The following is a 26,535-nucleotide window of genomic DNA, read 5'->3' as shown; positions in this document are numbered from 1 at the left end:
AAGATGGCCACACCGAAACGGAGGAAGCGGGAACAGGGGCGCTCTGCGAGCGCCGCGCTATCCCTCCCCGCACTAGAAGTCCGGGGTTTCCCGCGCAAAATCAGATGAAGCACTGCCTGTCCGCGTTCGCGCCCGCCCTGCTCGCCCTGGGCCTGCTGCTGTCGCCCGCGCTGCGCGCCGCCGAGGCCGAAACGGCGCCGCCGCGGCCGCGGGTGGCCCTCCTCGCCACCGGCGGCACCATCGCCGGCGCCGGCGCCAGCGCCGCCAACAGCGCCACCTACCAGGCGGCCAGGGTCCCGGTCGAGCAACTGCTCGCCGGCGTGCCGCAACTCGCCGAGCTGGCCGAGGTGCGCGGCGAACAGGTGTTCCAGCTCGCCTCGGAAAGCTTCGGCAACGAGCAGCTGCTGGCGCTCGGCAGGCGCGTCGCCGCGCTGGCGGAGAATCCCGAGGTCGACGGCATCGTCATCACCCACGGCACCGACACCCTGGAGGAGACCGCCTACTTCCTCACCCTGGTCGAGCGCACCGACAAGCCCATCGTGCTGGTCGGCTCCATGCGCCCGGGCACCGCCCTGTCCGCCGACGGCGCGCTCAACCTGTACAACGCCGTCGCCGTGGCCGGCGATCCGGCATCGCGCGGTAAGGGCGTGCTGGTGACCCTGAACGACGAGATCCACTCCGGGCGCGATGTCAGCAAGGCGCTGAACATCAAGACCGAAGCCTTCAAGAGCCCCTGGGGCCCGCTGGGCATGGTGGTCGAAGGCAGGAGCTACTGGTTCCGCCTGCCGGCCAAGCGCCACACGCTGAACTCCGAGTTCGACATCCGCCAGATCGCCAGCCTGCCGCGGGTCGACATCGCCTATGCCTACGGCAACCTCGACGACACCGCCTACCGGGCCTTCGCCGGCGCCGGAGCCAGGGCGATCGTGCATGCCGGCACCGGCAACGGCTCGGTCGCCGCCCCCGTGGTGCCGGCCCTGCGGGCGCTGCGCGAAGAGGGCCTGCAGATCATCCGCGCCTCGCGCGCCGACCAGGGCGGCTTCGTCCTGCGCAACGCCGAGCAGCCGGACGACCGCTACGACTGGGTGGTCGCCCACGACCTCAACCCGCAGAAGGCGCGCATCCTCGCCATGCTCGCCCTGACCCGGACCCGGACCCAGGACAGCCGGGAGCTGCAGCGGATCTTCTGGGAATACTGACCGGCACGGCCCGCCGCACTTGCGGCCCGCCCGCCGGCGGCCGAAGCTATGCGCCTTTCCGTCGGAGCCGCCCATGAACACCGCCGAACTCACCCGCCGCCTGCACGCCATCCGCGACGCCAACGACTGGCGGCGCTTCCACAGCCCGAAGAACCTGGCGATGGCCGCCAGCGTGGAAATGGCCGAGCTGGTGGAGATCTTCCAGTGGAAGACCGAGGACGAATCCCGCGCCCTGCCCGCCGAGGAGTTGGCGCACGCCGGCCAGGAGATCGGCGACGTGGTCCTCTACCTCCTCCTGCTGTGCGCCGAACTCGGCCTGGATATGGACGAGGTGGTGCGCGCCAAGCTGGCCGACAGCGAACGGCGCTTCGCCCGATGAGCGACCGCCACTTTGACGACCTGGCCCTGCGTTTCGCCGAGAAGATCTACGGCGGCGCCAAGGGCGCGATCCGCCTCGCCGTGCTCCAGGCCGACCTGGCCGAAGCCCTGCCCGAACGCCCGCTGCGGGTCCTCGACGTCGGCGCCGGACTCGGCCACATGGCGCTCTGGCTGGCCGAGCGCGGCCACCGGGTGACCCTCGCCGAGCCGGCCGCGCCGATGCTCGATGCCGCCCGCGAACGCTTCGCCGCCGCCGGCCGGCAGGCCACCTTCCTCCAGGCGCCCTGGCAGGAACTGCTCGGCCGACTCGATGCGCCTTTCGATCTGGTGCTCTGCCACGCCGTGCTGGAATGGCTGGCCGAACCGCACCACATCCTCCCGGTGCTGCACCAGCTCACCGCGCCCGGCGGCTGGCTGTCGCTGGCCTTCTACAACAAGGACGCGCTGATCTACCGCAACCTGCTCAAGGGCCATTTCCGCAAGCTGCGCAAGGAACGGTTCGCCGGCGAAGGCCGCAGCCTGACCCCGCAGCGCCCGCTCGACCCGCGCGAGCTGAAGGCTGCGATGGAAAGCACCTGGCAGATCGACAGTGAAAGCGGCGTTCGCGTGTTCCACGACTACATGCCGGCGGAATTCCAGGCCAAGGCGGAACTGCTCGACCTCCTGGAGATGGAGCTGGCCTACCGTCGCCATCCGGCCTTCGCCGGCCTCGGCCGCTACCTGCACTGGCTCTGCCGGCCGCGTCCGGCTTGATAGGGTTGCTAAGCTTGTAACGAAGACCATCGCTGCCCCAGCGAGCATTTCCCCTCTCCAGCGGAGAGGAAACAGGGGAGGGCCACCTGCATGCATCGCCTGGCCGCATTGTCGCTCTGTCTCGGGCTCGGCGCCTGCCAGAGCCCCAATCCCTACCGCGCCGAGTCCCTGCCCCTGCCCCCGGCGCCACCTGCGGCCGCCACGGTCTTCGAGCCCGATATCTATCCGGCCGCACCAAGGGACTACGCCGCCTACCGCGACTGGGCCTGGCTGCACGACCGCCCGCCGGGCGGCAGCGCCGGCCTGGACGCCGGCCAGGTCCAGACAGCCCTCTCCGCCGTGCTGGACCAGCACGGCCTGCGCCCGGCCCACCCGAGCGCCGAGGCGGACCTGCGGGTCAGCGCGCGACTGGCCCTGAAGCGGCGCATCCGCGCCTACAGGGATTACTACGGCCCCTTTGGCGGCTACTACGGCTATGGCTATCACTGGGATCATTTCGGGGTCTGGGGTCGGGCTCCCCTCGTCTACCGCTACGAGGAGCAGGTGCTGGTGGTACACATCGCGCTCATCGACGGGAGCGACGGCCGGCGGGTCTGGCGCGGCAGCGGCGAGGCCCGGGTCGACGACGGCCAGCGCGGCCGCGCCAGGGCCCTGCACCGGGCGGCTCGTCGAGCCCTGCAAGGCTTTCCGCCGTAGACTGGAGGGCACCCTCCTTTCCCCTCACGGGGAAAAGGACCGGGGCAAGGGGAAAAAGCCCGCGGCACCCTCGCTGCCGCGCGCATCGTCACCGGAGAAACCACCATGCGAACCCGTCTGCTGCTGCCCCTTCTGCTGCTGCTCGCCGCCTGTCAGAGCGTTCAGCTCGAGCGTGATTTCGACCCCAGCCGCGACTTCGGCGCCTACCGCACCTGGAGCTGGCAGGAGCCGGCGCTGCAGTTCCGCCCCGCCGACCCGCGCCTGAAGAGCGACCTCACCGAACAGCGCATACGCGCTGCCGTGGCCGAACAGCTCGACCAGCGCGGCCTGCGCCAGGCTCCGTCCGGCAGCCGGGGCGACATCCGGGTGCAGGTCTGGCTGATCGTCGACAACCGCCAGAGCCAGGTCACCACCTACTCCGGCGGCTACTGGGGCAACCCCTGGTACGGCTACTGGGGCGGCCCCGGCTTCGGCGAAACCCGCACCTACGACTACCAGGTCGGCACCCTGCAGATCGACTTCTACGATGGTCGCGACGGCAAGCTGGTCTGGCGCGGCAGCGCCCAGCAGGTCCTGCGCGAGGGCCCCTACGATCCGGCCGAGCGCACCCGGAAGATCCGCGAGACTGTGGCCCGGGTGCTGTCGCAGTACCCGCCGCATTGAGGGATGGGCCCGTCCCGGTTGCCGGCGCAATGGCCGGTGACCGGGTGCGTCACACCCCTTCCAGCAGCACGTCCAGATCCAGCGTCGAACGCCGCCCCAGATCCTTGCGATGGGCCCCGAGGAAACCCTCGGCCGCCTTACGGCCCTGGTCGCGCAGCATGGTCAGGAACCCCCACTCCCCGTTCAGCTTCGAGGAGTAGCCCAGTTCCAGCAGCACGTCGCTGGAGATCCGGTGAATCCGCATCGAGGCCCAGCGGGCACTCTCGTTATTGCCGAGGCAAACCATCTGGCGCATCAGCGCGATCATCTTCAGCTCCTTGAGCAGCACGGAGTTGAAGGACACCTCGTTGAGGCGGCTGAGGATGTGGCGTGCCGAGCGCGGCGTGCCCGGACGCTCGATGGGATTGATCTGCACCAGGATGGTGTCGCTCGACTCGCACTCGCGCACCAGCGGGGTGATGGTGGGATTGCCGGCGTAACCCCCGTCCCAGTAGGCGTCACCGTCGATCTCGATGGCCTGGAACAGGTTCGGCAGGCAGGCCGAGGCCAGCAGCGCATCGAGCGTCAGGTCGTCGTTGCGGAACACCCGCCCGCGGCCGGTACGCACGTTGGTCGCAGTCACGAACAGCTTGATCGGCCCGTCGGCCAGATGCGCGAAATCGATGGACTCCTCAAGGATGGCCCGCAGGGGATTGGTTCCGACCGGATTCAGGTCATAGGGCGAGAACACCCGCGCCACCATGTCCATGGTCAGGAACATGGGCGAGTAGTCCAGGGTCCAGCGCCCCAGCAGCACGTCGAGCGGACTGCGCCGGAACGGGCTGAATCGTGCGGCTTTCGAGACCCGGCGCCAGAACGCCTCCAGTGCACGACGGGCCCCCGTTGCCCCGCCGCGGGCGTAGCCGTCCACCAGGACAGCCGCATTCATGGCACCGGCCGAGGTTCCCGAGATGCCATCCAGTTGAAGTTCCGGCTCTTCGAGCAGCCGGTCGAGCACACCCCAGGTAAAGGCTCCGTGGGCACCGCCTCCCTGCAGCGCAAGATCCACCCGCAGGGGATCCTGTTGCGTCCTGTCTGGTCCTGGTGAAGGCATGGCTTTCCCCCAAACAGCGACAAAGGAATATTTTCGGGCAACGCTACACACAGGCAGCCCGGCTTGTTCTTAGGTGACACAGACCGCGCCACATTTTACTTAAAATCCATTGTGATATTGCCGAATCTCGGAAATGCCGACAAACGGCTATAAAGGAGAGCAAAAAGCTTTCGTTTGCCACTATTGACAGACAAGCACACGCCCACATGCATGGGCGCCTGCAGCCAAGCCGGAGTGCCAGGTGATATATCGAATAAAGGCACAACGATATTTATATGCCATCACGGCAACGGGTGTAGTCCGCTGCTCGACGTCCTGTCTGGTCGAATGAGAGGACAGCCCTCATCGACACTGGCGACGACCTGCCCACCCTTCCTGCGGCGGCACCTCACGTCAGCATCTGGACCGATCTCTGCCAGCCTGGTACGGAAAATCCTGCGCCAACTGGAAAGTCAAAATATCGTCAGTTTGAATTGCCGCACGAAAAACCACAAAAAATATGGCACTTTTATGACGCAGCGATATTATATCGATAGTGATTGGCCATAACCGACTATTGATATCATTGTGAAATCATCACAACATCATCACGCAGGAGCGAATCACGCCACTTTTGACCAAGTGGTCTGTAATGCCGGAGCGCCTGGCATCATCGGGCCCTCTGTAAAAGCCACGTAGACGGGTGTCTTGACAGTACATCCGCGCCCGATACAGGCGACCTGCCGGCATCCACGCTCTTAGAAAAAGGCGAGCCGGACGAGCTGCCAACCGTTTTCAGCATGAAAAATACGTCAATAAATCATCACATTAAAAAAGCAAAACTAGAAACTTGGCATGCAAGGGGGAGGACGAGCATGATCGATACTTTTATTAAAATTATTATATCAACTGTGCCAATTACAGATGCGTGCAAGGTGAAAAATGCTTCAGGTATGGATTGCTTGCGCTTTGATTTCAATATTTACCCTGTATCTCAACAGCCTGATTCACGAAGCCAGAAGTGAATTGCAGGAACAGGTCAACATCTTGCAGGAGGAATTGCGCGCAATAAAGACTTGCTTCGATACCACACACATCAAGAGACCCCGAATCGAACTCCATAGCAATCAGCAGCATTTTGAAAGCAGTGACTTCCCGAGACCCGAGAAAAGAATCCACTTTTAAACCCTCAGGCAGCGCACAGGAAAGAAAAAGCCAGTCTCGGACTGCGGATCGCCGCAACACGGGACCGACAACAGAAGTCAAGACACCTGGATCCGACATATATCGCCCCTGTGGCTGCTGACCTTTTTCAAAGATCGCAAAACTCAGCCCCTACATTTTCAACCTATCGATTTCGCCGCAGCCAAGAAAGCCTTGGAAAGGGCCAACCGGGTCAGTGCGTGTCATGGCCGGCCGGCTTCAAGCTCCGCCCCCGCTCATCGAACCACGGGTCGCCTCTGCCGTCACATTCACCTAAGGAAACTCTGAAAAAGCCCCATTTTCACGAGATCACATGCCCTGTAAGCCGCATGATTACTGGCTTGTGATTTTCAGAAAAAGTCTTTTTCAGATCATCCCTAAAGGCTTTACCCGAGTGTCCGTTGCACGACTCGGAAAGTTGCCGAAGGGATGCTTGCAGCTCCCGGCTCCTCCACTCGCCAGCCTTGCGCCCGGCGCCCGGCCACTGGCGAAGTAGCCGCCCCAATCCCTCGGGACGGCCCTGGACAGCACCTGTGCCGTTCGGAAACCACAGGCGCGACGAGCTGCCCTGAAGCCGTATGGCCTTGCGCAGGTCCCTATGGAAACCGCTTCCTCCTGGCCAGGCGGAGCCGCACCGGCTGCAGTCGGTGTCCCCTGTCCTCCAGAACCGGGCGAGATGCCGTTTTGTTCTCAGGGCACATACCCCTCCACCGCTCCCGTCCGGCCCGGACAGTAGCAGGGCTCGCCGGACAGCAGGGGCGCGGCCAGGGGGCAGGTGCCGCTATAGGTCGCACAGCGGTCGCCCAGGCTTCGCCGTTCGGCGGTGCCGGGGAAGCTGCCCTCGGCGGTGACGCAGGCACAGGACGAGCCCGTCGCGATTTCGCCGTCCAGGGGACAGGCGCCCCGCGCACTGCTGCAGGCATTGGCCGGTGGCGCGGCGGCAGGGTCGGGCACCAGCGAGCCCGCGGCCGCCCCCGATGGCAGGTTGCACCAGCAGGGCGTGCCGATGGGGCCGGAACCCTCGACCCGGCAGGTGGCGGCGGCCGTACCGCAGGTGCTGGAGGTAGCGGCAGGTAAAGGCTCGGCCGGACGCTCCGCCCCCGGCTCGCCGGCGGCCGCCAGCCGCTGCCTGCCGTGCAGCTTCACCCAGGCCACGTAGCGCGTCTCGGCCTCGTAGGCTTCGCGTTCCACGGCCTCATAGTTGCGCAGGTAGCGGGTGGCGAACTCCGGGATGCCCCAGCGCTGGTACTGGTCGACGTGGGTCAGCTCGTGCGTCCAGAGCGTCGGGTTGTAGAGCGCATCGCTGGCTTCCTTGAACACCACGACGTAATCGAGGGCGATGGCCTGGGTATCGCCATAGCGAATCAGGTTCCACTGCAGGGTGAAGTCGTCGCCACCCTGCACCCGGTAGCGCGCCGCCTCCAGCACCCGCTCCGGCAGGAAGCCCGTGAGCTGGCGGCGAATGTCCGCCGGCATGGGCTCCACGCCATTGCGCAGCGCCTCGTCGCGCGAGTGGACGATCAGCTCCAGGAGGACGGGCGCTCCGGTCTGCACCAGGGTTTCGTTAAAGGCTGCGGCACCCTCGGCGGTTTGCGCCGGCGGGATCAGCGCCTTGATCTGGCGATGCAGCTCGTCGAGGTCCATGCCCGCCTGCGGAGCGGACGGATCGACGATCCCGCCGCGCGGCTCCTCATTGGCAGCGGCGCCCGTACTACAAAGCGCGAATACGAGGCCGACCATCCACAGCCCGCGGGTGATCGTCGAATGTCTCGCCATGTCCTCCTCCCCTCTCGCCACGATGAGCGCCGCCGTCACTCGCGGTTCAACGCATATACAGAGCCAGCGCCAGACCGGTGCCGAGCAGCGCGACGATCAGATTCACCACCACGCCCCAACGGGTGCCGTAGCCCGGCGGATATTCGGCAGGGGTCAGGGTCTTCAGCACGGCCAGGTACTGCCGGGATGAATAGATGGCGGCGGTGGCCCCCAACAGGATGAAGGCCAGCCCCAGCCAGAAGCTGGCGCCGGAATCCCTCGCAGCCGGGCTGTCGGGGGCGAGCGCCCGCACCAGCAGTCCGGAGCGCTCGACCACGAAGCCGAAGGCGATCAGCGCCAGGCTGGTCCTGTTCCAGGCCAGCAGGGTCCTCTCGGCGGCGAACAGCACCCTGGGATCTTTCAGGTCGGACATGCGCTCTCCCAGCCGAACGCTCGGAACAGGTCGGCCCTTGCCGGCAACCCGAAGATATCGACCAGCACCGCATCGATATCTTCCGCCGTCAGGGAGCGTACCTGAACCTCTCCGCCCCTCACCGTCTTCAGCGTATCGCCGAGGAGGATCGACCTCCCTCCGGGAGCATGGCGCACGACCAGCAGCTTCTGCACGAAGATGGCTTCGGGATGGGTGGAGTTCAGGTAGTTGGCCGGCATGAAATCGATCCACTCCTGGGGCGACAGGTCGAAAGCGAACTGCTTGACCCACTCGCCGTTCACCCACGCCTGCAGCAGATACTCCCGCCCATCCGGCCGGCTCAGCATGAACACATCGTCGTCCTGCCCGACCTCGACGTCGAGCCGGTCGAGACGCATGGGCGCGCGGATGCCGTAGCTGCCGAAGCCCAGGTCGCACAGCCATTGCTCGCCGGCGAGGGTCACGACCACCGCCATATGGGTCTTCGGCCGTCTGGCCGGATAGAACATCGGCCGCGCGGCGACGAACCGATAGGGAATGCCCAGCGCCTCGAGCGCCATGCAGAACAGTCCGTTGACCTCGTAGCAATAGCCGCCCCGCCGGCGTCCGACGATCTTCTCGACAATCTCCTCCGGCACCAGCGACACGATCCTGCCGGCTTGCACGTCGAGGTTCTCGAACGGCACCGAGAACAGCTGGCAGCGCATCAGCGCGGTGAGCGTGGCGATGTCCGCCTGTGCCGTACCCTGGTACCCAATTCGCTCGAAGTAGTCCTCCAGCGCGAAGTTTTCAGCTTTCATGCGTATTTCCTTGATTCGAAACGGGATCCGCGCGATCAGCCGGCGCCGCTGCCGGCAACCCGCGCCAGGGCCGCGCCCAGCAGCAGCAGCGCCAGCATGCCGGTCACACACACGGCCAAGGCCACCGAACGCGAGGCCCTGTCGTATTCACCGATGCGCTCCCGCGGAAAGGCGTTGAGGCTGCCGCCCCGGCAAACGCACCAGCCCACCCACCAGGCGATCACTTCGACGAGCAGCTCGAATGCCAGCCACAGGGCCAGGCGCACCAGCAGGTAAAGCCCCCTCACCAGCGACCTCAGCAGGTCGCCCCCCAAGTCATCCATGCTTCGACTCCCCGGCCCCCTCACTGCGCCTGCGCATCGGCACCGTGCTCGGACAACTGGGCACCGAACCAGCGGTGAATGGCGGTTATCATGTCGATATCGCCGGTCTCGAAGCGGATTTCTCCACCGTTGGGCAAGGGCGCGTAGGTGACCTTCATGCGCGAGGCGCCGGCCTCCAGCTCCTTGAGCCCGGGCATGTCCGGGCCATGCAGGCTGGCCGGGACGGAAAAGTCGCCGCTGGAGAAGCGCGCGCGCATGTGCAGGAGATGCCGCTGGATGTCCGGCAGCTCATTCGCCGAGCCCGACTTGCGGAGGACGACCTGCATGCTGCCGCCGGTCTCGGTCATGCGAAAGATGTGCAGGGTGCGCTTGAGGGAAAAGGGCATCACGCGGTGGCCCTGCTGATGGATCAGCTCCTGCCGCCCCGGCGGCGGGGAGGGAGTGCTGGCCAGGGCCGGCACGGCGAAGCAGGCACACAGGCCGACGACTGACAGGTGTGGATATCCGAACATAGATGTTGCTTTCCGGCAGTTGCGGGTCGAAGCGCCGGGAGGCGCGATGGGATTCGATCCGGCGCTGCGGACGACTCTTGCCGCAGTGCCGACAGGAAGTTATAGCGTATGGATGGCACAGTCCAATGGCGGCGTGCCGGATCGAAGCGCTCCGTCATACTTCCCCACGGACGCCGGTCATGACGAACCGGCTTCGCGGCAGTGCCGGGAGCCGCGTGAAATCGATCTCGAGGTCCTGCGCCGGCACTTCGTAGGACAGCTGCCGGGCGAGCACGTCCGCGCCCAGCTTCATCACCTCGATCACGATCCGCTCGCCCGGGCAGCGATGATTGCGCTCGTGATCGTCGCCGCCCCGGGGGATGAAGTTGTAGGGGTTGTGGTCCCAGGTAGCGAACCGCTCCGGACGGAATTCCTCCGGCGCCTGCCAGATCCGGGCATCATGGTTGGTGCCGTACAGATCCAGCATCACCCGCCGCCCCGCCGGAAAACCGTAGCCCTGCCACTCGAAGTCCTGCCGCACGCGTGCGATCACTGCCGGGAAGAAGGGATAGAAGCGGCGCACCTCCTGCACGAACCACTCCGCATATTCGACATCCCCGGACTGGAGGCTATGCCGGCAGTGCGGATGGCGGTGCAGCGCGTGAGCGACGAAGGTGAGATAGACGGCGATCGCCACGAACGGCCGGATGACGCTCAGCAGCTCGACGGCGGCCACCCGAGGCTCGAGCAGGCGGCCATCGGGCCCGTGATGCCAGGCAATCACATGGGCGGCCGTCTCCGCCGGAGGATGCAGCCGTCCGGCCCGGATCGCGTCGATGATCGTCTCCATCCAGGCCTCGCTCCGCCTGCGTGCCAGGCACGAACGCCAATGCTTCGGCCCCACCGATCCGGCGTAATCGAACATCAGCGCGACCTCGTGCGCGCGCTGCCCGGCCTCCTCCGCGCCCAGCGAAATCCCGCCCCAGGCACATACCGCCCGGGTCAGCATGTCCTGCAGCGCATCGTAGAGCACCACCTTTTCCAGCGTCGCCCAGCGCCGCGCACAGGTCCGCCACTCGCTGCGGACCGCCTCGACGAGCTGGGCGGCCCGGGCGGGATCCATGAGCAGCGCGACGAACATGCGCTTGCGGTGCAGGTGCGCATCGCCGTCCAGCCCCTGCCCCCACGCCGAACAGGCTGTTCTGCAGCCGGCGCGGCATGGCGCACGAAGCGCTCGGGCTCGCAGAACAGCCGGGCCGCCTCGGCGCCGCTGATGCACAGGGTCTTCTGCAGCAGGAGTCGGGTCTCGAAGAGATCCGCGCCATGGAGGCGGCAGCGCCTGGCGATGAACCGATAGGGGTCGTGCAGCAGGGCCAGCGTGCTGTCCAGCCCCTTGTCCCGGGGAATCCTGTGCATGCGTTGCCTCCTCTTCCCGTACGATGCCACGCCAGTGGCATACTCGATGGTTGCGACGACACTCCCTCGACTGCGCCATGTCCCCATTGCTCGCCCACGCTCCTTTCCAGACGGCATGTCGTCCGCCTCCACGACAGCCGGCAGTGCCCCTCCCGCCCGGCAAGCCGGCCGCGAGCTACGCTATCCCTATCGGCCGTCTGGCTGAAGCCTGCCGGCCACAACGGGGCGGCATCCGCCCATGTCGGGCATGGCCCCTCTCCCGAGGCCGGGACAGCGGGCGGCAGTGGCGACGGTCACGGCCGACCGCCGGCGGGAAGAGCAGCCACGCGGGGCATGCCGTTGCGCCTGCGGCAATGGTCGTGCAATCCCGGCTGGCAGCGGAGGTGAAAGGGATGTCGTTCTGCGAGTGGCAACTGGTCCTGCAGGCGGACGCCAGAAGGCCGCAGGGGATGCGCCCCGCCTGCGCGTCACGGCGCCGTGGGGGCTGCGGCGCGGGAACCCGGCCGGCCGGGCCAGGGATTGCATACCGATGAGCCAGAGCAGTCCGAAACCTCTGCCGTTGAGATGGCAGTTCATCCATCTGGTGAAGCCCTACTGGAACAGCGAACGCAAGTGGCTGGTGCGCGGCGCCGTGGGGGTACTGCTGCTGCTGACTCTCGGCCAGGTCGGCCTGGCGATCTGGACCAGCTACTGGCACCGCGAGCTGTTCGACGCCCTGGAGGCGCGCTCGCTCAACACCCTGCTGCTGCAGATCGCCACCTTCGCGCTGATCTTCGCCCTGACCATGCTGGTCACCGCCCTGCACCTGCACGTCAAGCGCTGGCTGCAGCTGGACTGGCGGCAGTGGCTGACCCTGCGCCTGCTCGACCAGTGGCTGGCGCGCGCCCATCACTACAAGCTGCAGTTCACCAGCGGCGAGCACGACAATCCCGACGGCCGCATCGCCGAGGACATCCGCATCGCCACCGAGAACGCGATCGCCCTCGCCCATTCGCTGGTCTTCTCCCTGCTGATCCTCGGCAGCTTCGTCGACATCCTGTTCAAGCTCTCCGGCAGCCTGGCGCTGCCCGGCACCGACATCGTGATCCCCGGCTTCCTGGTGCTGCTGGCCTTCCTCTACGCCGGCGGCGGCAGCGTGCTGGGCCTGTTGCTCGGCCGCCCGCTGACCCAGTCCACCAACCGCCTGCAGACGGTCGAGGCGAACCTGCGCTTCGGCCTGGCGCGGGCCCGGGAGAACTCCGAGTCGATCGCCCTGATGCACGGCGAGGGCATCGAGCGCGACTACGCCGGCCGGCTGTTCGCCGACGTCGGCCGCGGCTGGAACCGGCAGACCATCGGCTACCTCGGCATCGTGTCCTTCTCCGCCGGCTACGGTGCGCTGCTGCCGGTGTTCCCGGTGCTGGTCGCGGCGCCGCAGTACATCGCCGGCGCCATGACCCTCGGCGTGCTGATGCAGGCGGCGCAGGCCTTCCAGCGCCTGACCTCGGCGCTGTCCTGGCCGATCGAGAACCTCGGCGAGCTGGCCCGCTGCAAGGCCTCGGCGGACCGGGTGGCCAGTCTCTACAACGACATGCTGCAACTGGAGGAAGGCGAGCGTCTGCCGGTGGAACACCGCATCGAACTGGGCCACGGGCGGGCCAACGAGCTGGCGTTCCGCGATCTGTGCCTGGCCAATCCGGACGGCGAAATCCTCGTCGAACGCCTCAACGCCACCATCCACCGCGGCGAGCGGGTGCTGATCGCCGGCGATCCGGCGGTGACCATCGGCCTGTTCAAGGCGGTGGCCGGGCTCTGGCCCTGGGGCAACGGCAAGATCCTGCTGCCCGACGATGCCGGCGTGGTGTTCCTCTCGCAGCACCCCTTCCTGCCCGACGGCAGTCTGGAAGCGGTGCTCAGCTACCCGCGCGAGCCCGGCCATTTCAGCCGGGCGGAGCTGCACCACGCGCTGGAGTGCGCCGGGGTGGCCTGGCTGGCCCCGCGCCTTGCGGAAACCGACAGCTGGAGCCGGGTGCTGCCGCTGCGTGCCCAGCAGTGCCTGGGCATCGCCCGGCTGATCCTGCACCAGCCGCCCTGGGTGTTTCTCGAGGAGGCCACCGACGCCTTCGATCCCAAGGGCGAGGACTACATGCTGGCGATGCTCTGCCGCGAGCTGCCCGACTCGACCCTGTTGACCATCAGCTTCCACGCCGGGCTGGAACACCACCACACGCGGAAGCTGATTCTCAACCGCCAGGCCGAGCCGCGCTTTCTCGTCTGCGCCAGCGAGCGCTGCGCGCTACGCAAAGGATGACGGCAGCCAGCCGCGCTCGACGCAGTCGCGGAAACACCAGGCCGGGGTGGTTTCGGTCTTGTAGTTCCAGAAGAACCAGCCCTGGTACTTCTCGAAGCAGGCCAGCTGTGCGGCGGCATAGCCGCGGTAGGCGACGTTCTCCTGGAAGGCGTCCATGTGCTCGAGGGCATGGTTGAACGGCCCCTCGGCCCACAGCGACACCACCTTGAGGTCCAGCCCCAGGCTCCACTCGCCGCAGATGGTCGGCAGCCCCAGCTCGGTGATGATGGCGTCGCCCTCGGCCTTCCAGGCCCCGGCGGCCTTGTTCATGTGGCCGTAGATGTCCATGTCGATGTCGCAGCGCTCGAAGCACTGGTAGCGGTGAATGTCGAAGATCACGTTGCGGTATTCCGGGGCCTGCATGAAGCCCAGGTACTCGCGGAAGTCGCGGAAGCCGTCGTGGAAGATCACCGCCACCCGCTCGGGCGGGCAATGCCGGCGGATGCGCGCGTAGGCGTCCTGGTTGTAGGCCTTGAGGTAGTCGGTGGGCACGTCCCAGCGCGGCTCGTTGAGCACCTCGATGGCGTGCAGCGCCGGGTGCTCGCGGTAGCGCTCGGCCAGCCGCTCGAGCACCGACAGCGAATGCTCGCGGTATTCCGGGCGGGTGTGCCATTCGCAGACATCCTTGATCCCGCCGTTGTCGAAGCCGTTCTGGCAGCCCGGCGCGGCGTGCAGATCGAGCACCACGCGCAGGCCGCACTCCTCGGCCCAGCCCATGGCGCGGTCGAGCACCGCGATGCCGCCCTCGACGAACGGGTAGCGGGCCTCGCCGTAGCTCGGGTGGTAGGGATAGTCGGGGCCGAAGATCCAGTGGCCGACCGGAATCCGCACGGCGTTCAGGCCGCGCTCGGCCAGCCAGGCGAAGTCGTCGCGGGTGATCCAGCGGTTCCAGTGCGCGCGCAGCCGCTCGCCGGCCCGCTCGCCCAGCTCGGCGCACCAGGTGGTCTCGTCGGTGGCCGCCAGGCCCTCGAACAGGCTCGGCACCATCCACTTCTCCAGCACCAGCCAGCTGCCCAGATTGACCCCACGCAATTTCAGATTGCTCTTGTTCATCCTTGCGCTCCCCTGCGGATAAAAGCCTCCTGCATAGCATAGATGGGCCGCCTCGCTGGAGCCGAAGCGACACGGCCGACTGGGGAACGAGACGACCTCGGCTGCAATGGCCGCACCCGGCAGGGGTGCCAGGCGACGGAAGGAAAGCCGGGCGATCCGCCCATGCCGTGCTCAGCCGCGCGCCGGCTGGCGGGCAAGGCCGGACTCCTCGGCGATCAGCCGGTAGACGAAGGCACCGAGCACGGCCCCGACGATGGGCGCGACCCAGAACAGCCAGAGCTGGGCGAGGGCCCAGTCGCCGACGAACACGGCGACGCCGGTGCTGCGCGCCGGGTTCACCGAGGTGTTGGTCACCGGGATGCTGATCAGGTGGATCAGCGTCAGGGCCAGGCCGATGGCGATGGGCGCGAAGCCGGCGGGGGCACGCTTGTCGGTGGCGCCGAGGATGACCAGCAGGAAGAACAGGGTCATCACCACCTCGGTCACCAGCGCCGCCAGCAGCGAATAGCCGCCCGGCGAATGGGCGCCGTAGCCGTTGGAGGCCATCCCCTTGGCGACGTCGAAGCCGGCGGTGCCGCTGGCGATGAGGTAGAGGACCGCGCCCGCGGCGATCCCGCCGAGCACCTGGGCGACGATGTAGGGCGCCAGGTCCCTGGCCGGGAAGCGCCCGCCGGCCCACAGGCCGATGGACACCGCCGGGTTCAGGTGGCAGCCGGAGATGTGGCCGATGGCATAGGCCATGGTCAGCACCGTCAACCCGAAGGCCAGCGAGACGCCGTGCAGACCGATGCCGACCTGATCGCCGATGCCGGCCAGCGGAAAGGCTGCCGCGAGGACCGCGCTGCCGCAGCCGCCGAGCACCAGCCAGAAGGTTCCGAGAAACTCCGCGCCATACCTGTTCATTTTCCGCTCTCCGTGGATCCGTGGGCAGCGCCTCTGCCGTCGAGACGCACGGCAAGTCTAGTCAGGGGATTGCGGCGTTCTTCTGGCGGGAAACTGATTCCCACGAAAGGGGATTGCGCGCATGCCCCGTGCGCCAGCACCGGCCCGGCAGACGCCCGGCACGCCCTCTCTCCCGCCCCGCCAGCTCCGTATCCAGCGGATGCGGGGACGCGCGTGCATCCCTGCAGGCAGGCCAGCGGAGCAATGTTATTTATTGGAATTAAGTTCCATAAATGCCAATATCCGAAGGTCCTTCGGGCAGTACCGTCCCGGGGCCATGACCGGCGGCCCGCTCCCGGGTCCACGGGATCGAGCCGGTCGCCAAACGACAACAAGAGACCGGAGACGCCCATGCAACCGACCTACTCCATCGCCCAGCTCACCGCCCTGCAGCTGAGTCCGCCGCAGATGATCGAACTGGCGGCGTGCACCGGCTACGATCAGGCCGGCGTGCGCCTGCTGCCGGTGGCGCCAGGCGCCGTGGCCTACCCGCTGATGACCGACAAGCCGATGCTGCGCGAGACCCTGGCGCGGATGAACGACACCGGCGTGCGCATCTTCGACCTGGAGCTGATCCGCATCGGTGCGGAGTTCGAGCTGGAGCGCTACCTGCCCTTCCTGGAAACCGGCGCCGAGCTGGGCGCCAAGGCCGTGCTGGTGGCCGGCGACGATCCCGAGGAGGAGCGCCTGATCGAGCACTACGCGCGCCTGTGCGACGCCATGCTGCCGTTCGGCCTGTCGGCCGATCTGGAGTTCATGCCTTGGACTCCGGTGCGCGACCTGGACAGCGCCCTGCGCATCGTCCGCCGCGCCGACCGCCGCAACGGCGGCATCCTGGTCGACGCCCTGCACTTCGACCGCTCGGCCAGCCGCTTCGAGCAGTTGGCCGAGATCCCTGCCGAGTGGCTGCACTACGCGCAGATCTGCGACGGCCCCGCCGAGCGCCCGACCACCACCGAGGCCCTGATCCAGGCCGCCCGCGGCGAGCGCCTGCTGCCCGGCGAGGGCGGCATCGACCTGCGCCGCCTGTGGCGCGAGCTGCCGGTCGGGCTGCCGGTGAGCATCGAGATCCCCAACGACCGGCGCGTCGCCGAAATGGGCCCCGAAGCCTGGGCCCGCGCCGCCCTGCAGGCGGCCAGGGCGCTGGTGGAGGGCGTGCGCGGCTGAAGGGAAAACCCACTGAATGAAAAAGCCCCCGCCGGGAATCCCGGCGGGGCTTTTTTCGGTGTGACGCCACTCAGGCGACGGCGGACTTCACGTCCTCGCCGCGAGGCGCCCGGGCCCGCGCCACGGCGTGCTGCGCGGCGAGATAGGCGAAGGCCAGGCCCGGCCCGGCCCCAGGGTGATGCCCGGTCCCGGGTAGGTGCCGCCCATGATCGAGTGCATGTCGTTGCCGACCGCGTAGAGGCCGTCGATCGGCGCATCGGCCTTGTCCAGCACGCGGGCATCGGTATCGGTGGCGAAGCCGGTGGCGGCGCCGATGTCGCCGGGATACAGACGCACCGCATAGAAGGGCGCGCTGCCGATCGGCCCGAGGTTGGGGTTGGGCTGCTGCGCGGCATCGCCGTTGACCCGCTGGTAGTCGGTGGTGCCGCGCCGGTAGTCCAGGTCGACGCCGGTACGTGCGTATTCGTTCATCTTGCGCACGCTGTCCTGCAGCCCGGCGGCGTCGATGCCCAGCCGCCCGGCCAGCTCCGCCAGGGTCGCGCCCTCGGTCAGGTAGCCGTCGGCGAGGAATGGCTTCAGCCCCTTGCCGCCCGGGCGCACCATGCCCAGGCCGTACTTGCGCAGGCCCTCGGCGTCGGTGACCAGATAGGCCGGCGCCACCCCGGCTTCGCGCATGCCGAGGCCGAACAGGTGGTAGGAGGTGGACTCGTTGAGAAAGCGCTTCCCGTCGCGGTCGACGGTGATCATCCCCGGCTTGCCGCGGTCGAGGATGAAGTGCGGGAACGCCGCGGTGCTGCCGTCGGCGCGCCTGCGGATCGACACCGGCGCCCAGAAGGCATGGCTCAGCCCCGGCGTGCCGTAGCGCGCGCCCACCGCTTCGGCGAGATCGTGGGCCTGCCCGGTGTGCCCCGGAGCCCCCGGACACCACTGCGGCTCGCTGCCCGGCAGCAGCGCCCGGCGCCGCTCGGGATGGCGGTTGAAGCCGCCGGAGGCGAGGATCACCCCGCCCTTGACGACGATCCGCCGCTTCACGCCCTTCTGCGTCACCTCGACCGCCTCGATGCCGCCGGCGTCGCGCTCCAGGCGCTCGAGCCGGCATTCGGTGAGCACCGGCACGCCGCGCGCGTCCAGCGAATGCAGGAGGCTGGCGATCAGCGCGTTGCCCATCACCAGGCGCGTGCCGCGCGGATGGCGCAGGCGGTCCAGGGCATGCCGGGAGAGCAGCTTGACCGCGTGGCGTAACGAGGCGAAGGAGCGGGTCAGCTTGAGCAGGTGGTTGACGTCGTCGCGGTCGATCATCATCCCGCCGAGCACGGTGAACTCGGGGATCGGCGGGCGTATCAGACGAAAGCGCTCGCCGAGCAGCCGGCCGTCGAAGGGCAGCGGCTCCAGGGCGCGGCCGCGCAGGGTCGAGCCCTCGAGGTCGGAGATGTAGTCCGGGTGCAGCGGACGGGCGCGGTAGCGCACCGAGGTGCCGGTTTCGATGGCCTTGACCGCCTTCGGCCCGTTCTCCAGGAACGCCCGGCGCAGCTCGGCGCGGGAACGCTCGCCGACCGCCAGATCGAGGTAGCCGCCGGCCTTGGCCAGGCTGTCGTCGTGCACGCCGATCTCGGCCGCATGGTGGCTGCCCGGAATCCAGGTGGTGCCGGCGGAAAACGCCGTGGTGCCGCCGACGTACTCGGTCTTCTCCAGCAGCAGCACCTTGGCGCCCTGCAGCGCGCCGAACAGCGCGGCCGACATACCGGCGCCGCCGGCGCCGACGACGACGATGTCGAAGCTCTCGCCGTCCTGAATCTCTTGAAGGCTCGTTCTCATTGTTATGGGTCTCCTGGCGGGTCTGGAAGCCGGCTGTCCGCCGCCCTGCAGGACAGGCGAGCTTTTTATTTTTGGAATTTCATTCCAGAAAACAAACAAAGCCTGGCAAGCCTTCAAGAACAGAGTTCCACTTTTTCAGGACACTGCCGATGCCCGCCGATGGCGGGAACGGACCACGGCGAGCAAGAGAGACGACACGCAGAAGGAAATGAACGGTGGGAAGACTGACGGCTTCCGGGACAGGTCTGGCCAGCGCAGGCATCGCCGGCTGGCTCAATCCTTGCGCTTGAAGACGTAGAACAGGTTCGGCTCGCTGACGACATACAGGTTGCCGCGCTCGTCCAGGGCGATGCCCTCGCCTTGCGGGACGCTCTTCTTCAGCCCGGCAAAACCGCCCCTGAGGGAGCGGAAGCTGACCATTTTCCCCTTGCCGTCCAACTCCAGCATCAGCCGCGCCTCGTCGCTGAGCAGGACCAGATGGCCGTTGCTCCGGTCGTACTCCACGGAGGAAAGGTCGCTGGCCAGATTCTTGCGGCGCAGCCAGGCGTCGTGATCGATCACCTCGAGGTTGAAGTCGCCGGACAGGCTGGCCTTGAAGCCGCGGATCTCGTAGAGCTTGCGCGGCGAGTGCTCCTTGACCACGAACAGGCGGTCGCCGGCGCGGTCGTAGGCGACCCCCTCGAAGCCGCGGTTGTCGCCGTCGTCGTTGCCGAGGCCCAGGGTCAGCGCCCGGTAGTCCTCGCGCCGCAGCGCGCCGGACTGCTGCGGTATCGGCACGGCGACCAGCGCCTGGTCGCGCTCCTCGGTGAACAGCAGCAGGCCGTCGCCGAGGTAGGCCACGCCCTCGACGTCCCTGAACCCCTCGAGCGGATAGCGCGCCAGCACCTCGCCCGCGACGCTCAGGGCGATCAGCTCTTCCGGATTGTTGAGCACGGCCCACAGGTGGTGGCGCTCGTCGTCATAGGTCAGGCCGGAGAGATTGTGATGCATGCCGGGGATCGGCATGGCCTCGATCCGCACCCGGTAGTCCGGCAGCCAGAGGCTGTGCCCTTCCCAGCGCTCCGCTTGCCAGGAGGTCTTGAGCCAGAAATACAGACGCTCGTCGAGGTGCTCGGCACGCACCTGATACGCCAGCGCCAGGCCCAGGAACGACAGCCCCCAGACCCAGAGGCGAGCGACTGGCCGCCTTCCCAGCAGTGTCCTGCCTCGCAAAAGCCGCTTGCCTGCCCACAGCCTCGTACTTCCCAGCAGCCCCTTGATGATGGCGCCCATGAAGTCATCGCTCGCAGCGGAAGAAGTCGTGATGTACTAGACACTCTGCATGCTACAGATTTGCTAGCGATCGCCACCGTCGGTCGCGTTACCGAGTGTTTCCGTACAAGATCCGGCCAGCCGGAAATCGAAGCACTCACGCCCGACCGCTCCACCGCCCTCTGGCTGCCCACGCCGCCATAGCGCTCCCCCTCCCCCGCCCCTCGCCCGCGAAGCGCCCCAGGGTCGGCTTCCACACCTCCCTCCGCATCGCCGTGGTCACCGGCGCCATGGCGCTGCCGATGATCACCCTGGAGAAGAAGCACGGCCTGCTGTAGATCGGCGCCGCTTATTTCAAGTTCGGGGCGGCCGACATCCCGGCGCCATCGGCACCGACGATGTCGAAGCGCTCGCCGTCCTGAATCTCTTGAAGGCTCGTTCTCATTGTTATGGGTCCTCTGGCGGTTCGGGAAGCCGGACGCCCGCCGCCCTGCACGCCGGACAGGCAGGCGGGAGCCCTATAAAAATTATAGAATCACATTCCAAAAATTAATCTAACCCGCAAAGGTACTCAAGAACAGGGGGTAACTTTCCTGGAGGCAGCGGCAGACGCCTGCCCGACATGGGCGGACAGTGGCGAAGGCGGGAAAGGAGAACTGCCGGACGAGCCGGCAACAGCGGCGGAAACGGCGAGCGGGTCAGTCCTCGCGATCGAAGACGTAGAACAGATTCGGCTCGCTGACCATGTAGAGCCGGCCGTATTCGTCCAGGGCCAGCCCCTCGCCCTGGGGGACGTTTTTCTTGAGCCCCGCGGAGCCGTGCCACAGGGAGCGCAGGCTGACCGTGTCTCCCCGGTCGTCCAGCTCCACCAGCATCCGCGACTCGTCGCTGAGCAGGATCAGGTGGTCGCTGCTCTGGTCGTACTCCACCGAGGACAGGCCGGTGCCGACGAACTTCTCGTTCAGCCAGGCGGAACGGTCGAGCACCTTGAGGTTGAAGTTGCCGGACAGGCTGGCCTTGAAGCCGCGGATCTCGTAGAGCTTGAGCGGCGAATGCTCGGTGACCACGAACAGGCGGTCGCCGCGGCGGTCATAGGCGACGCCCTCGAAACCGCGGTTGTCGCCGTCGGGATTGTCGAAGCCCAGGGCCAGCGCCCGGTAATCCTTGCGCACCAGAGCGCCGGGAGCGGTCGGCACCGGCACGGCGACCAGCGCCTGGTCGCGCTCCTCGGTGAACACCAGCAGGTCGCCGCCGAGGTAGGCCACACCCTCGACGTCCTTGAAGCCCTCCAGCGGATAGCGCGCCAGCACCTCGCCCTCGGTGCTCAGGGCGAGCAGCTCTTCGGGATTGTTGATCACCGCCCACAGGTGATTGCGCTCGTCGTCGTAGCTCAGCCCGGAGAGGTTGTTGCGCACGCCGGCGACCGGCAGCGCCTCGAGGCGCACCTCGTAGTCCGACAGGCAGAAGTCGAGACCCTGGGCACAGACCTCGAGCCAGGCGTTCTTCGCCCAGAAATACAGGCGCTCGTCGAGTTGCCGGTCTTGCACCTGCTGCACCAGCAGCAGACTCAGCAACAGCGCGATCCATATCCGTGGGTGTATTACCGGCAGCCGTCCCAGCAACCCCTTGGCAATCGCGATCATGGCAGTACGCTCGCAGCGAAACGAAATGGTGATGCAGTGCGCATCGTCAATACTGCAGATTTGCTAAGACCATACTAACCAAAGGTTTATCGGTCGTCGCCTAGCTTCAGGTCGCATTAGCGGATATGTCCATGCTAGGGTCTGTTGACATTTTGGCGTAGGCCGCGACGGAGGCCCGTTTGGCGCAGAACAAGGAATGAGGAGAGAAGTTTGGTCACTCCAAATGAACGACGAGCGACGCCGTGCTGCGCCAAACGGGCCCCGTCCCTGCGGGTTGCGCGCCAAATGCCGCCATGCGGCGTTGCAGGGCTTGGCAAGGGAATGACCATTGCCGGCGCCCTGCGCCTTGCCTGGCGGCATTTGGCGCGGCAACGCGGCTCACGCCAAAACATCAACAGACCCTAGTGTGGTGAATCACAAGTTCGCTTCATTATTTATTTGCAAGGCTCGAGCAGCCCTGCCGACAGAGGCCAGGATTTCACCTGCTCCCTTACGCCAGCGGAAGGGCCTTGGATTCTGGTTGTAGGTCGCCAGGTAATACTCGATGGACTGCTCGAGATCCTTCACGCTGGTATGGGCCTGGCGCTTTATCCACTTCTGGGTGAGCATCGAGAAAAAGCGCTCCACCAGATTCAGCCATGACGCAGACGTCGGGGTGAAATGCACGTGATAACGCGGGTGTGCGACAAGCCAGGCACGCACCTTGTCGGTCTTGTGCACGGCATAGTTATCCATGATCAGGTGTATGGCCTTGTCGCTCTCGACCGTTTCCTCGATGGCCCTGAGAAACTCCAGGAATTCTGCGCTGCGGTGACGGCGCTTGAGACGTCCGATCACCTCGCCGGTGGCCACATCCAGGGCGGCAAACAAGGACGTCGTGCCATGGCGCTGATAATCATGGGTACGGGTCGCCGGATACCCAGGCTCCAGCGGCAGCCCCGGCTGTGTTCGATTGAGCGCCTGGATCTGGCTTTTCTCATCGACGCACAGTACCAGCGCTTTATCCGGCGGATTCAGGTAGAGCCCTACGATATCCTGCACCTTGTCGACAAAGGCAGGATCGGTGGACAGCTTGAAGGTGTGCTCCAGGTGAGGCTTGAGCCCGAAGGCTCGCCAGATACGCTGTACGCTCGCCGGTGAAATATGGGTGGCCTTGCTCATCCGGCGCGAGCTCCAATGGCTGGCATCGTCGGGCCGGGTCTGCCGCACCCGGTCGACCACTTCCTGGACCTTTTCATCACTGATGCTGCGTGGGCGGCCTGAGCGCGGCTCGTCATTGAGGCCTTGCAGGCCCAAACGGGCGAAGCGAAGGCGCCACCTCGAAACGGTTTGCGCCGTAATGCCGAGCCGTCGAGCAATGGAAGAGCCGGACTCGCCTCGAGCGCAGAACAGAATGATCTCGGCGCGCAGCTGCATATCGGCAGGCCCCTTGTGCCTGGCTCGGCGGCGGGTGAGTTCGGCATGCTCTTGTTCGGTCAGTTCGATCCGAACGGCTGGGCGGCCTGTTTTCATCGCATGCCCTCCGAAAAAACTCTGCCAGCTCCGCGGCAGACAAGACTTATCCTGAGTAGTTGTGATTCACCACACTAGGGTTTGTCTGAAAAGTCGGCACGTAAGCATTTTTCGATGCAGGCCAGCGTGACCATGGCCTTGAAACTGCTGGCCAGCTTGTCATAACGGGTGCAAAGACGGCGCTTTTCCTTGAGCCAACTGAACAGTCGTTCAATGGCGTTGCGCTTTTGGTACTGCGGTCTGTCAAATAGGCGAGGCAAGCCCGGTCGAGGCTTACGGTGCATCTTGCGTAAGGGAATGATGGGCTTCATGCCATACCGGTCGCAGTATTGGCGCAGGCTTTCGCTGTCGTAGCCTTTGTCAGCCAGTACATACCGGCAGCGCTTGCGCGGACGACCCTGGCTGCCAGGCAGGCTGATCTGCTCAAGCAAGGGCATGAAATAGCGCGAGTCGGCGTCCTGCCCGGGTGAAAGCATCACTGCCAGCGGATACCCGTTGCTGTCACAGGCCAGATGAAGCTTGGTGGTCAGCCCACCACGGCTTCGGCCGAGACATTGGTGCTGCGGCTCTTGCAGGCCCCTTTTTTTCTCGCACCGCTGGCGGCTCTGGTGGCCCGAATCGACGTTGAGTCGACCATCCAGGTATCCAGGTCGATAAAGCCGTCCTCACGCAGACGCAGATGCAGATGCCGCAGCACCTGCTCGAAGGTGCCGTTGTCACGCCACAGCCTGAAGCGCTGATATACCGTCTTCCAGGGGCCATAACGCTCGGGAAGATCGCGCCACTTGGCCCCTGAGCACAGAATCCAGAAGATGCCGTTGAGCATCTGGCGGTCATCTCGCCGGGGGCGGCCCATGCGTTGAGGGGGAGAAACGATGGCTTCGATCATCGCCCAGCGCTGGGCAGAAATCTCGTAACGGCCTGACATGGCTGCGCTCGGAACAACGGAGGCGGCATTTTAGCCAAATCGACTTTTCAGACAAACCCTAAGGTCCGCCCCGTCGCAAGAATCCGAACACCCGTACCGACGATGACCGAAAGCTCCACCGCCCGCTGGCTGCCCACGCCGCCATAGCGCTTCGCCCCCTCCCCCGATCTGCGCCCGCCGCAGGTGCCCGAGCGCCCGTTCGCCCCGCCGACGCGCCGCTCGTTTTGCTTGCCTGACGAAAAATCTTGCCGTTCGAAGCGTCCATTCCCGCCCGGGAAGGCTGCGTTTCCTTTTGTTTTTGTTCGTTCCGACAGGAAAAAACCATGCTGAAAACCCTCAAAGACACCTGGCTGTTCAACGTCCGCGGTGACGTCCTCGCCGGCCTGGTGGTGGCCCTCGCGCTGATCCCCGAGGCCATCGCCTTCTCCATCATCGCCGGGGTCGACCCCAAGGTCGGCCTCTACGCATCCTTCTGTATCTCGGTGGTGATTGCCTTCGCCGGCGGCCGCCCGGGGATGATCTCCGCCGCCACCGGCGCCATGGCCCTCTTGATGATCACCCTGGTGAAGGAGCACGGCCTGCAGTACCTGCTGGCCGCCTCGCTGCTCTGCGGTCTGCTGCAGATCGGCGCGGGCTACCTGCGGCTCGGCAGCCTGATGCGCTTCGTCTCGCGCTCGGTGGTCACCGGCTTCGTCAACGCCCTGGCGATCCTGATCTTCATGGCCCAGCTGCCGGAGCTGACCGACGTCACCTGGCACGTCTACGCCATGACCGTCGTCGGCCTGGGGATCATCTACCTGTTCCCCTATGTGCCCAAGATCGGCAACCTCATCCCTTCGCCGCTGGTGTGCATCGTCGTGTTGACCGTCGTCGCCATGCTCCTGGGCCTGGATATTCGCACCGTCGGCGACATGGGTCAGTTGCCGGATACCCTGCCAGTCTTCCTCTGGCCTGACGTGCCGCTGACCTTCGAGACCCTGGCGATCATCTTCTCAGCGGCCCTGGCCGTGGTCGGCCTGCTCGAGTCGATGATGACCGCCACCATCGTCGACGAGCTGACCGACACCCCCAGCGACAAGAACCGCGAGTGCAAGGGCCAGGGCCTGGGCAACATCGTCGCCAGCCTGTTCGGCGGCATGGCCGGCTGCGCGATGATCGGCCAGTCGGTGATCAACGTGAAATCCGGCGGCCGCAGCCGCCTCTCCACCCTGATCGCCGGCGTGGTGCTGCTGCTGATGGTGGTGTTCCTCAGCGACTGGGTCAGCCAGATCCCCATGGCCGCGCTGGTGGCGGTGATGATCATGGTGTCGATCGGCACCTTCAGCTGGACCTCGATCCGCGACCTCAGGCGCTATCCGCTGTCCACCAACATCGTCATGCTCGCCACCGTCGCCGTGGTGGTCTACACCCACAACCTGGCCTACGGCGTGCTGGTCGGCGTGCTGCTGGCGGCGCTGTTCTTCGCCAACAAGGTCGGCCACTTCCTGCGCATCGACAGCATCGGCCAGGATGATGGCCATGCCCGCACCTACCGGGTGGTCGGCCAGGTATTCTTCAGCTCGTCGAGCAAGTTCGTCGATGCCTTCGACTTCAAGGAGGCGCTGAACCGGGTCACCATCGACCTGTCCCATGCCCACTTCTGGGACATCACCGCGGTGGCCGCGCTGGACAAGGTGGTGCTCAAGTTCCGCCGCGAGGGGACCGAAGTGACGGTGCTCGGCCTCAACGAGGCCAGCGCCACCATCGTCGACCGCTTCGCCGTGCACGACAAACCCGACGCCATCGACACCCTCATGGAACACTGAGAAAGGAGCCACCCCATGACTCGAGTACTAGCCTGCATCGACGGCTCCCCGTCCACCGCGGCGGTCTGCGACGGCGCCATCTGGGCCAGCCGGCGCCTCGGCCTGCCGCTGACCTTCCTGCACGTGCTGGACCGCGGGCGCTATCCGGAGCCGGGCGACCTCAGCGGCGCCATCGGCCTGGGCAGCCGCGAGCACCTGCTCGACGAGCTGGCCCGCCTCGACGAGCGGCGCGCCAAGGTGGCGCTGGAGCATGGCCAGGCGGTGCTGGAGGCAGCCCGCGACCGCGCCGTCGCCGCGGGCCTGCAGGCGCCGGAGCTCTGCCAGCGTCATGGCAGCCTGGTCGAAACCCTCGCCGAGATGGCCGACGGCATCCGCCTGCTGGTGATCGGCCGCCAGGGCGAGGACAGCCGGCAGCACGCCGGCCAGCCCATCGGCAGCCAGCTCGAGAACGTGACCCGCGCCCTGGCCCGGCCGATCCTGATCGTGCCGGACGACTTCCGCGAGCCGGGCAGCCTGCTGCTCGCCTACGACGCCAGCCCGACCGCCGAGCAGGCGGTGCGCATGCTGGCTGGAAGCCCGCTGGTCAAGGGCCTGCCGCTGCACCTGCTGATGGTCGGCGAGGACAATGCGCTGAGCCGTACCGCCCTGCACGAGGCCCAGGCGCTGCTGGAGGTCGCCGGCTTCGTGGTGATCCCGGCGATTCGCGAGGGCGACATCGAGCCGGTGCTGCACGCCTATCAGCAGGAGCGCGCCATCGACCTGCTGGCGATGGGCGCCTACGGCCATTCGCGGATCCGCCGCTTCCTCCTCGGCAGTACCACCAGCCACATGCTGCACACCTCGCTGACGTCGCTGCTGCTGCTGCGCTGAACGGCGCGCTATCCTTGGCCCGCCCTCCCCTCCACCGC

At 66.5% G+C, this 26,535-nt stretch carries 25 protein-coding genes; 9 read left to right on the top strand and 16 right to left on the bottom strand.

Annotated features, from left to right (window positions below):
* Positions 1–104 precede the first annotated feature (104 nt).
* The 5 genes from GCU53_RS16460 (at position 105) to GCU53_RS16440 (ending at position 3,689) form a co-directional block, all read left to right on the top strand.
* Positions 105–1,199, top strand: a complete 1,095-nt coding sequence (locus GCU53_RS16460) for a type II asparaginase (protein ID WP_152388550.1) — start codon at positions 105–107, stop codon at positions 1,197–1,199.
* A 73-nt stretch (positions 1,200–1,272) separates the two neighbouring features.
* Complete coding sequence (locus GCU53_RS16455; protein WP_152388549.1) at positions 1,273–1,578, top strand: MazG-like family protein; 306 nt, start codon at positions 1,273–1,275, stop codon at positions 1,576–1,578.
* A complete protein-coding gene (locus tag GCU53_RS16450) occupies positions 1,575–2,330 on the top strand; it encodes a methyltransferase domain-containing protein (RefSeq protein ID WP_152388548.1) in 756 nt (251 codons plus the stop codon). Before GCU53_RS16455 ends, GCU53_RS16450 begins: the two co-directional genes overlap by 4 nt.
* A 90-nt stretch (positions 2,331–2,420) precedes the next feature.
* Positions 2,421–3,026, top strand: a complete 606-nt coding sequence (locus tag GCU53_RS16445; RefSeq protein WP_152388547.1) for a DUF4136 domain-containing protein — start codon at positions 2,421–2,423, stop codon at positions 3,024–3,026.
* Between the two features lie 105 nt (positions 3,027–3,131).
* Positions 3,132–3,689, top strand: coding sequence for a DUF4136 domain-containing protein (locus GCU53_RS16440; protein WP_208845283.1), 558 nt, complete (start codon positions 3,132–3,134; stop codon positions 3,687–3,689).
* A 49-nt stretch (positions 3,690–3,738) separates the two neighbouring features.
* Here the strand turns inward: GCU53_RS16440 and GCU53_RS16435 are convergent, their stop codons facing one another.
* The 8 genes from GCU53_RS16435 to GCU53_RS16400 all read right to left on the bottom strand — a co-directional run bounded on the left by GCU53_RS16435 (position 3,739) and on the right by GCU53_RS16400 (position 10,907).
* Positions 3,739–4,737 carry a patatin-like phospholipase family protein gene (locus GCU53_RS16435; protein WP_244306815.1) on the bottom strand — a complete coding sequence of 333 codons (999 nt, stop codon included), beginning with the start codon at positions 4,735–4,737 and terminating at the stop codon, positions 3,739–3,741.
* A gap of 999 nt (positions 4,738–5,736) precedes the next feature.
* Complete coding sequence (locus GCU53_RS16430) at positions 5,737–6,027, bottom strand: hypothetical protein (RefSeq protein ID WP_152388546.1); 291 nt, start codon at positions 6,025–6,027, stop codon at positions 5,737–5,739.
* A gap of 627 nt (positions 6,028–6,654) precedes the next feature.
* Positions 6,655–7,740 carry an eCIS core domain-containing protein gene (locus GCU53_RS16425; protein ID WP_152388545.1) on the bottom strand — a complete coding sequence of 362 codons (1,086 nt, stop codon included), beginning with the start codon at positions 7,738–7,740 and terminating at the stop codon, positions 6,655–6,657.
* Between the two features lie 46 nt (positions 7,741–7,786).
* The gene (locus GCU53_RS16420; protein ID WP_152388544.1) at positions 7,787–8,152 is read right to left on the bottom strand and encodes a YidH family protein; all 366 of its coding nucleotides are present in this window, start codon (positions 8,150–8,152) and stop codon (positions 7,787–7,789) included.
* Positions 8,140–8,952, bottom strand: coding sequence for an arylamine N-acetyltransferase family protein (locus GCU53_RS16415; RefSeq protein ID WP_152388543.1), 813 nt, complete (start codon positions 8,950–8,952; stop codon positions 8,140–8,142). Before GCU53_RS16415 ends, GCU53_RS16420 begins: the two co-directional genes overlap by 13 nt.
* Positions 8,953–8,987: 35 nt before the next feature.
* Positions 8,988–9,275 carry a hypothetical protein gene (locus GCU53_RS16410; RefSeq protein WP_152388542.1) on the bottom strand — a complete coding sequence of 96 codons (288 nt, stop codon included), beginning with the start codon at positions 9,273–9,275 and terminating at the stop codon, positions 8,988–8,990.
* Between the two features lie 20 nt (positions 9,276–9,295).
* A complete protein-coding gene (locus GCU53_RS16405; RefSeq protein WP_152388541.1) occupies positions 9,296–9,787 on the bottom strand; it encodes a hypothetical protein in 492 nt (163 codons plus the stop codon).
* A gap of 154 nt (positions 9,788–9,941) precedes the next feature.
* Positions 9,942–10,907, bottom strand: a complete 966-nt coding sequence (locus GCU53_RS16400; RefSeq protein ID WP_208845281.1) for a cytochrome P450 — start codon at positions 10,905–10,907, stop codon at positions 9,942–9,944.
* A gap of 804 nt (positions 10,908–11,711) precedes the next feature.
* Here GCU53_RS16400 and GCU53_RS16395 point away from each other — a divergent pair.
* Positions 11,712–13,472 (top strand): ABC transporter ATP-binding protein/permease, encoded by a 1,761-nt coding sequence (locus GCU53_RS16395; RefSeq protein ID WP_244306813.1) that lies wholly within the window; start codon positions 11,712–11,714, stop codon positions 13,470–13,472.
* Here the strand turns inward: GCU53_RS16395 and GCU53_RS16390 are convergent.
* Entirely contained in the window at positions 13,458–14,564 is a 1,107-nt protein-coding gene (locus GCU53_RS16390) for a glycoside hydrolase family 5 protein (protein WP_152388540.1), read from the bottom strand. The two genes, GCU53_RS16395 and GCU53_RS16390, sit on opposite strands and share 15 nt — an antisense overlap.
* A gap of 171 nt (positions 14,565–14,735) precedes the next feature.
* The gene (gene aqpZ, locus GCU53_RS16385; RefSeq protein WP_152388539.1) at positions 14,736–15,467 is read right to left on the bottom strand and encodes an aquaporin Z; all 732 of its coding nucleotides are present in this window, start codon (positions 15,465–15,467) and stop codon (positions 14,736–14,738) included.
* 390 nt (positions 15,468–15,857) lie between these two features.
* Between aqpZ and GCU53_RS16380 the strand changes: the two genes are divergently transcribed.
* Positions 15,858–16,673 (top strand): sugar phosphate isomerase/epimerase family protein, encoded by an 816-nt coding sequence (locus GCU53_RS16380; protein ID WP_152388538.1) that lies wholly within the window; start codon positions 15,858–15,860, stop codon positions 16,671–16,673.
* Between the two features lie 87 nt (positions 16,674–16,760).
* On the opposite strand, the gene GCU53_RS16375 is transcribed toward GCU53_RS16380, so the two are convergent.
* The 6 genes from GCU53_RS16375 to GCU53_RS26570 all read right to left on the bottom strand — a co-directional run bounded on the left by GCU53_RS16375 (position 16,761) and on the right by GCU53_RS26570 (position 23,822).
* A complete protein-coding gene (locus tag GCU53_RS16375) occupies positions 16,761–18,488 on the bottom strand; it encodes an FAD-dependent oxidoreductase (protein ID WP_208845279.1) in 1,728 nt (575 codons plus the stop codon).
* Between the two features lie 273 nt (positions 18,489–18,761).
* Entirely contained in the window at positions 18,762–19,760 is a 999-nt protein-coding gene (locus tag GCU53_RS16370) for an SdiA-regulated domain-containing protein (protein WP_152388537.1), read from the bottom strand.
* 677 nt (positions 19,761–20,437) lie between these two features.
* Positions 20,438–21,382, bottom strand: coding sequence for an SdiA-regulated domain-containing protein (locus GCU53_RS16365; RefSeq protein ID WP_152388536.1), 945 nt, complete (start codon positions 21,380–21,382; stop codon positions 20,438–20,440).
* 414 nt (positions 21,383–21,796) lie between these two features.
* Positions 21,797–22,894: an IS630 family transposase gene (locus GCU53_RS16360; RefSeq protein WP_152385967.1), complete on the bottom strand. Its 1,098-nt coding sequence runs from the start codon at positions 22,892–22,894 to the stop codon at positions 21,797–21,799.
* A 74-nt stretch (positions 22,895–22,968) separates the two neighbouring features.
* Positions 22,969–23,469 carry an IS5 family transposase gene (locus tag GCU53_RS26575; protein WP_244307155.1) on the bottom strand — a complete coding sequence of 167 codons (501 nt, stop codon included), beginning with the start codon at positions 23,467–23,469 and terminating at the stop codon, positions 22,969–22,971.
* Entirely contained in the window at positions 23,421–23,822 is a 402-nt protein-coding gene (locus tag GCU53_RS26570) for an IS5 family transposase (protein ID WP_152388120.1), read from the bottom strand. Before GCU53_RS26570 ends, GCU53_RS26575 begins: the two co-directional genes overlap by 49 nt.
* A 323-nt stretch (positions 23,823–24,145) precedes the next feature.
* On the opposite strand from GCU53_RS26570, the gene GCU53_RS16350 reads away from it, so the two are divergent.
* Together GCU53_RS16350 and GCU53_RS16345 are read left to right on the top strand one after the other, a co-directional pair.
* Complete coding sequence (locus GCU53_RS16350; RefSeq protein ID WP_152388535.1) at positions 24,146–25,627, top strand: SulP family inorganic anion transporter; 1,482 nt, start codon at positions 24,146–24,148, stop codon at positions 25,625–25,627.
* A 15-nt stretch (positions 25,628–25,642) separates the two neighbouring features.
* Positions 25,643–26,497 carry a universal stress protein gene (locus tag GCU53_RS16345; protein ID WP_152388534.1) on the top strand — a complete coding sequence of 285 codons (855 nt, stop codon included), beginning with the start codon at positions 25,643–25,645 and terminating at the stop codon, positions 26,495–26,497.
* Positions 26,498–26,535: the final 38 nt, after the last annotated feature.

The organism is Azotobacter salinestris (assembly GCF_009363155.1).
In the GTDB taxonomy this organism is placed as follows: domain Bacteria; phylum Pseudomonadota; class Gammaproteobacteria; order Pseudomonadales; family Pseudomonadaceae; genus Azotobacter; species Azotobacter salinestris.
This window is presented reverse-complemented; position numbering and strand designations above follow the sequence as displayed.

Bases quoted from the DNA above. Each gene is read 5' to 3' on its own strand.
- GCU53_RS16405 (WP_152388541.1), bottom strand. From the start codon at position 9,787: ATGTTCGGATATCCACACCTGTCAGTCGTCGGCCTGTGTGCCTGCTTC.
- GCU53_RS16420 (WP_152388544.1), bottom strand. From the start codon at position 8,152: ATGTCCGACCTGAAAGATCCCAGGGTGCTGTTCGCCGCCGAGAGGACC.
- GCU53_RS16375 (WP_208845279.1), bottom strand. From the start codon at position 18,488: ATGAGAACGAGCCTTCAAGAGATTCAGGACGGCGAGAGCTTCGACATC.
- GCU53_RS16365 (WP_152388536.1), bottom strand. From the start codon at position 21,382: ATGATCGCGATTGCCAAGGGGTTGCTGGGACGGCTGCCGGTAATACAC.
- GCU53_RS16350 (WP_152388535.1), top strand. From the start codon at position 24,146: ATGCTGAAAACCCTCAAAGACACCTGGCTGTTCAACGTCCGCGGTGAC.
- aqpZ (WP_152388539.1), bottom strand. From the start codon at position 15,467: ATGAACAGGTATGGCGCGGAGTTTCTCGGAACCTTCTGGCTGGTGCTC.
- GCU53_RS16415 (WP_152388543.1), bottom strand. From the start codon at position 8,952: ATGAAAGCTGAAAACTTCGCGCTGGAGGACTACTTCGAGCGAATTGGG.
- GCU53_RS16400 (WP_208845281.1), bottom strand. From the start codon at position 10,907: ATGTTCGTCGCGCTGCTCATGGATCCCGCCCGGGCCGCCCAGCTCGTC.
- GCU53_RS16425 (WP_152388545.1), bottom strand. From the start codon at position 7,740: ATGGCGAGACATTCGACGATCACCCGCGGGCTGTGGATGGTCGGCCTC.
- GCU53_RS16460 (WP_152388550.1), top strand. From the start codon at position 105: ATGAAGCACTGCCTGTCCGCGTTCGCGCCCGCCCTGCTCGCCCTGGGC.
- GCU53_RS16390 (WP_152388540.1), bottom strand. From the start codon at position 14,564: ATGAACAAGAGCAATCTGAAATTGCGTGGGGTCAATCTGGGCAGCTGG.
- GCU53_RS16395 (WP_244306813.1), top strand. From the start codon at position 11,712: ATGAGCCAGAGCAGTCCGAAACCTCTGCCGTTGAGATGGCAGTTCATC.
- GCU53_RS26570 (WP_152388120.1), bottom strand. From the start codon at position 23,822: ATGTCAGGCCGTTACGAGATTTCTGCCCAGCGCTGGGCGATGATCGAA.
- GCU53_RS16440 (WP_208845283.1), top strand. From the start codon at position 3,132: ATGCGAACCCGTCTGCTGCTGCCCCTTCTGCTGCTGCTCGCCGCCTGT.
- GCU53_RS16445 (WP_152388547.1), top strand. From the start codon at position 2,421: ATGCATCGCCTGGCCGCATTGTCGCTCTGTCTCGGGCTCGGCGCCTGC.
- GCU53_RS16345 (WP_152388534.1), top strand. From the start codon at position 25,643: ATGACTCGAGTACTAGCCTGCATCGACGGCTCCCCGTCCACCGCGGCG.
- GCU53_RS16380 (WP_152388538.1), top strand. From the start codon at position 15,858: ATGCAACCGACCTACTCCATCGCCCAGCTCACCGCCCTGCAGCTGAGT.
- GCU53_RS16360 (WP_152385967.1), bottom strand. From the start codon at position 22,894: ATGAAAACAGGCCGCCCAGCCGTTCGGATCGAACTGACCGAACAAGAG.
- GCU53_RS16450 (WP_152388548.1), top strand. From the start codon at position 1,575: ATGAGCGACCGCCACTTTGACGACCTGGCCCTGCGTTTCGCCGAGAAG.
- GCU53_RS16370 (WP_152388537.1), bottom strand. From the start codon at position 19,760: ATGGGCGCCATCATCAAGGGGCTGCTGGGAAGTACGAGGCTGTGGGCA.
- GCU53_RS16410 (WP_152388542.1), bottom strand. From the start codon at position 9,275: ATGGATGACTTGGGGGGCGACCTGCTGAGGTCGCTGGTGAGGGGGCTT.
- GCU53_RS16455 (WP_152388549.1), top strand. From the start codon at position 1,273: ATGAACACCGCCGAACTCACCCGCCGCCTGCACGCCATCCGCGACGCC.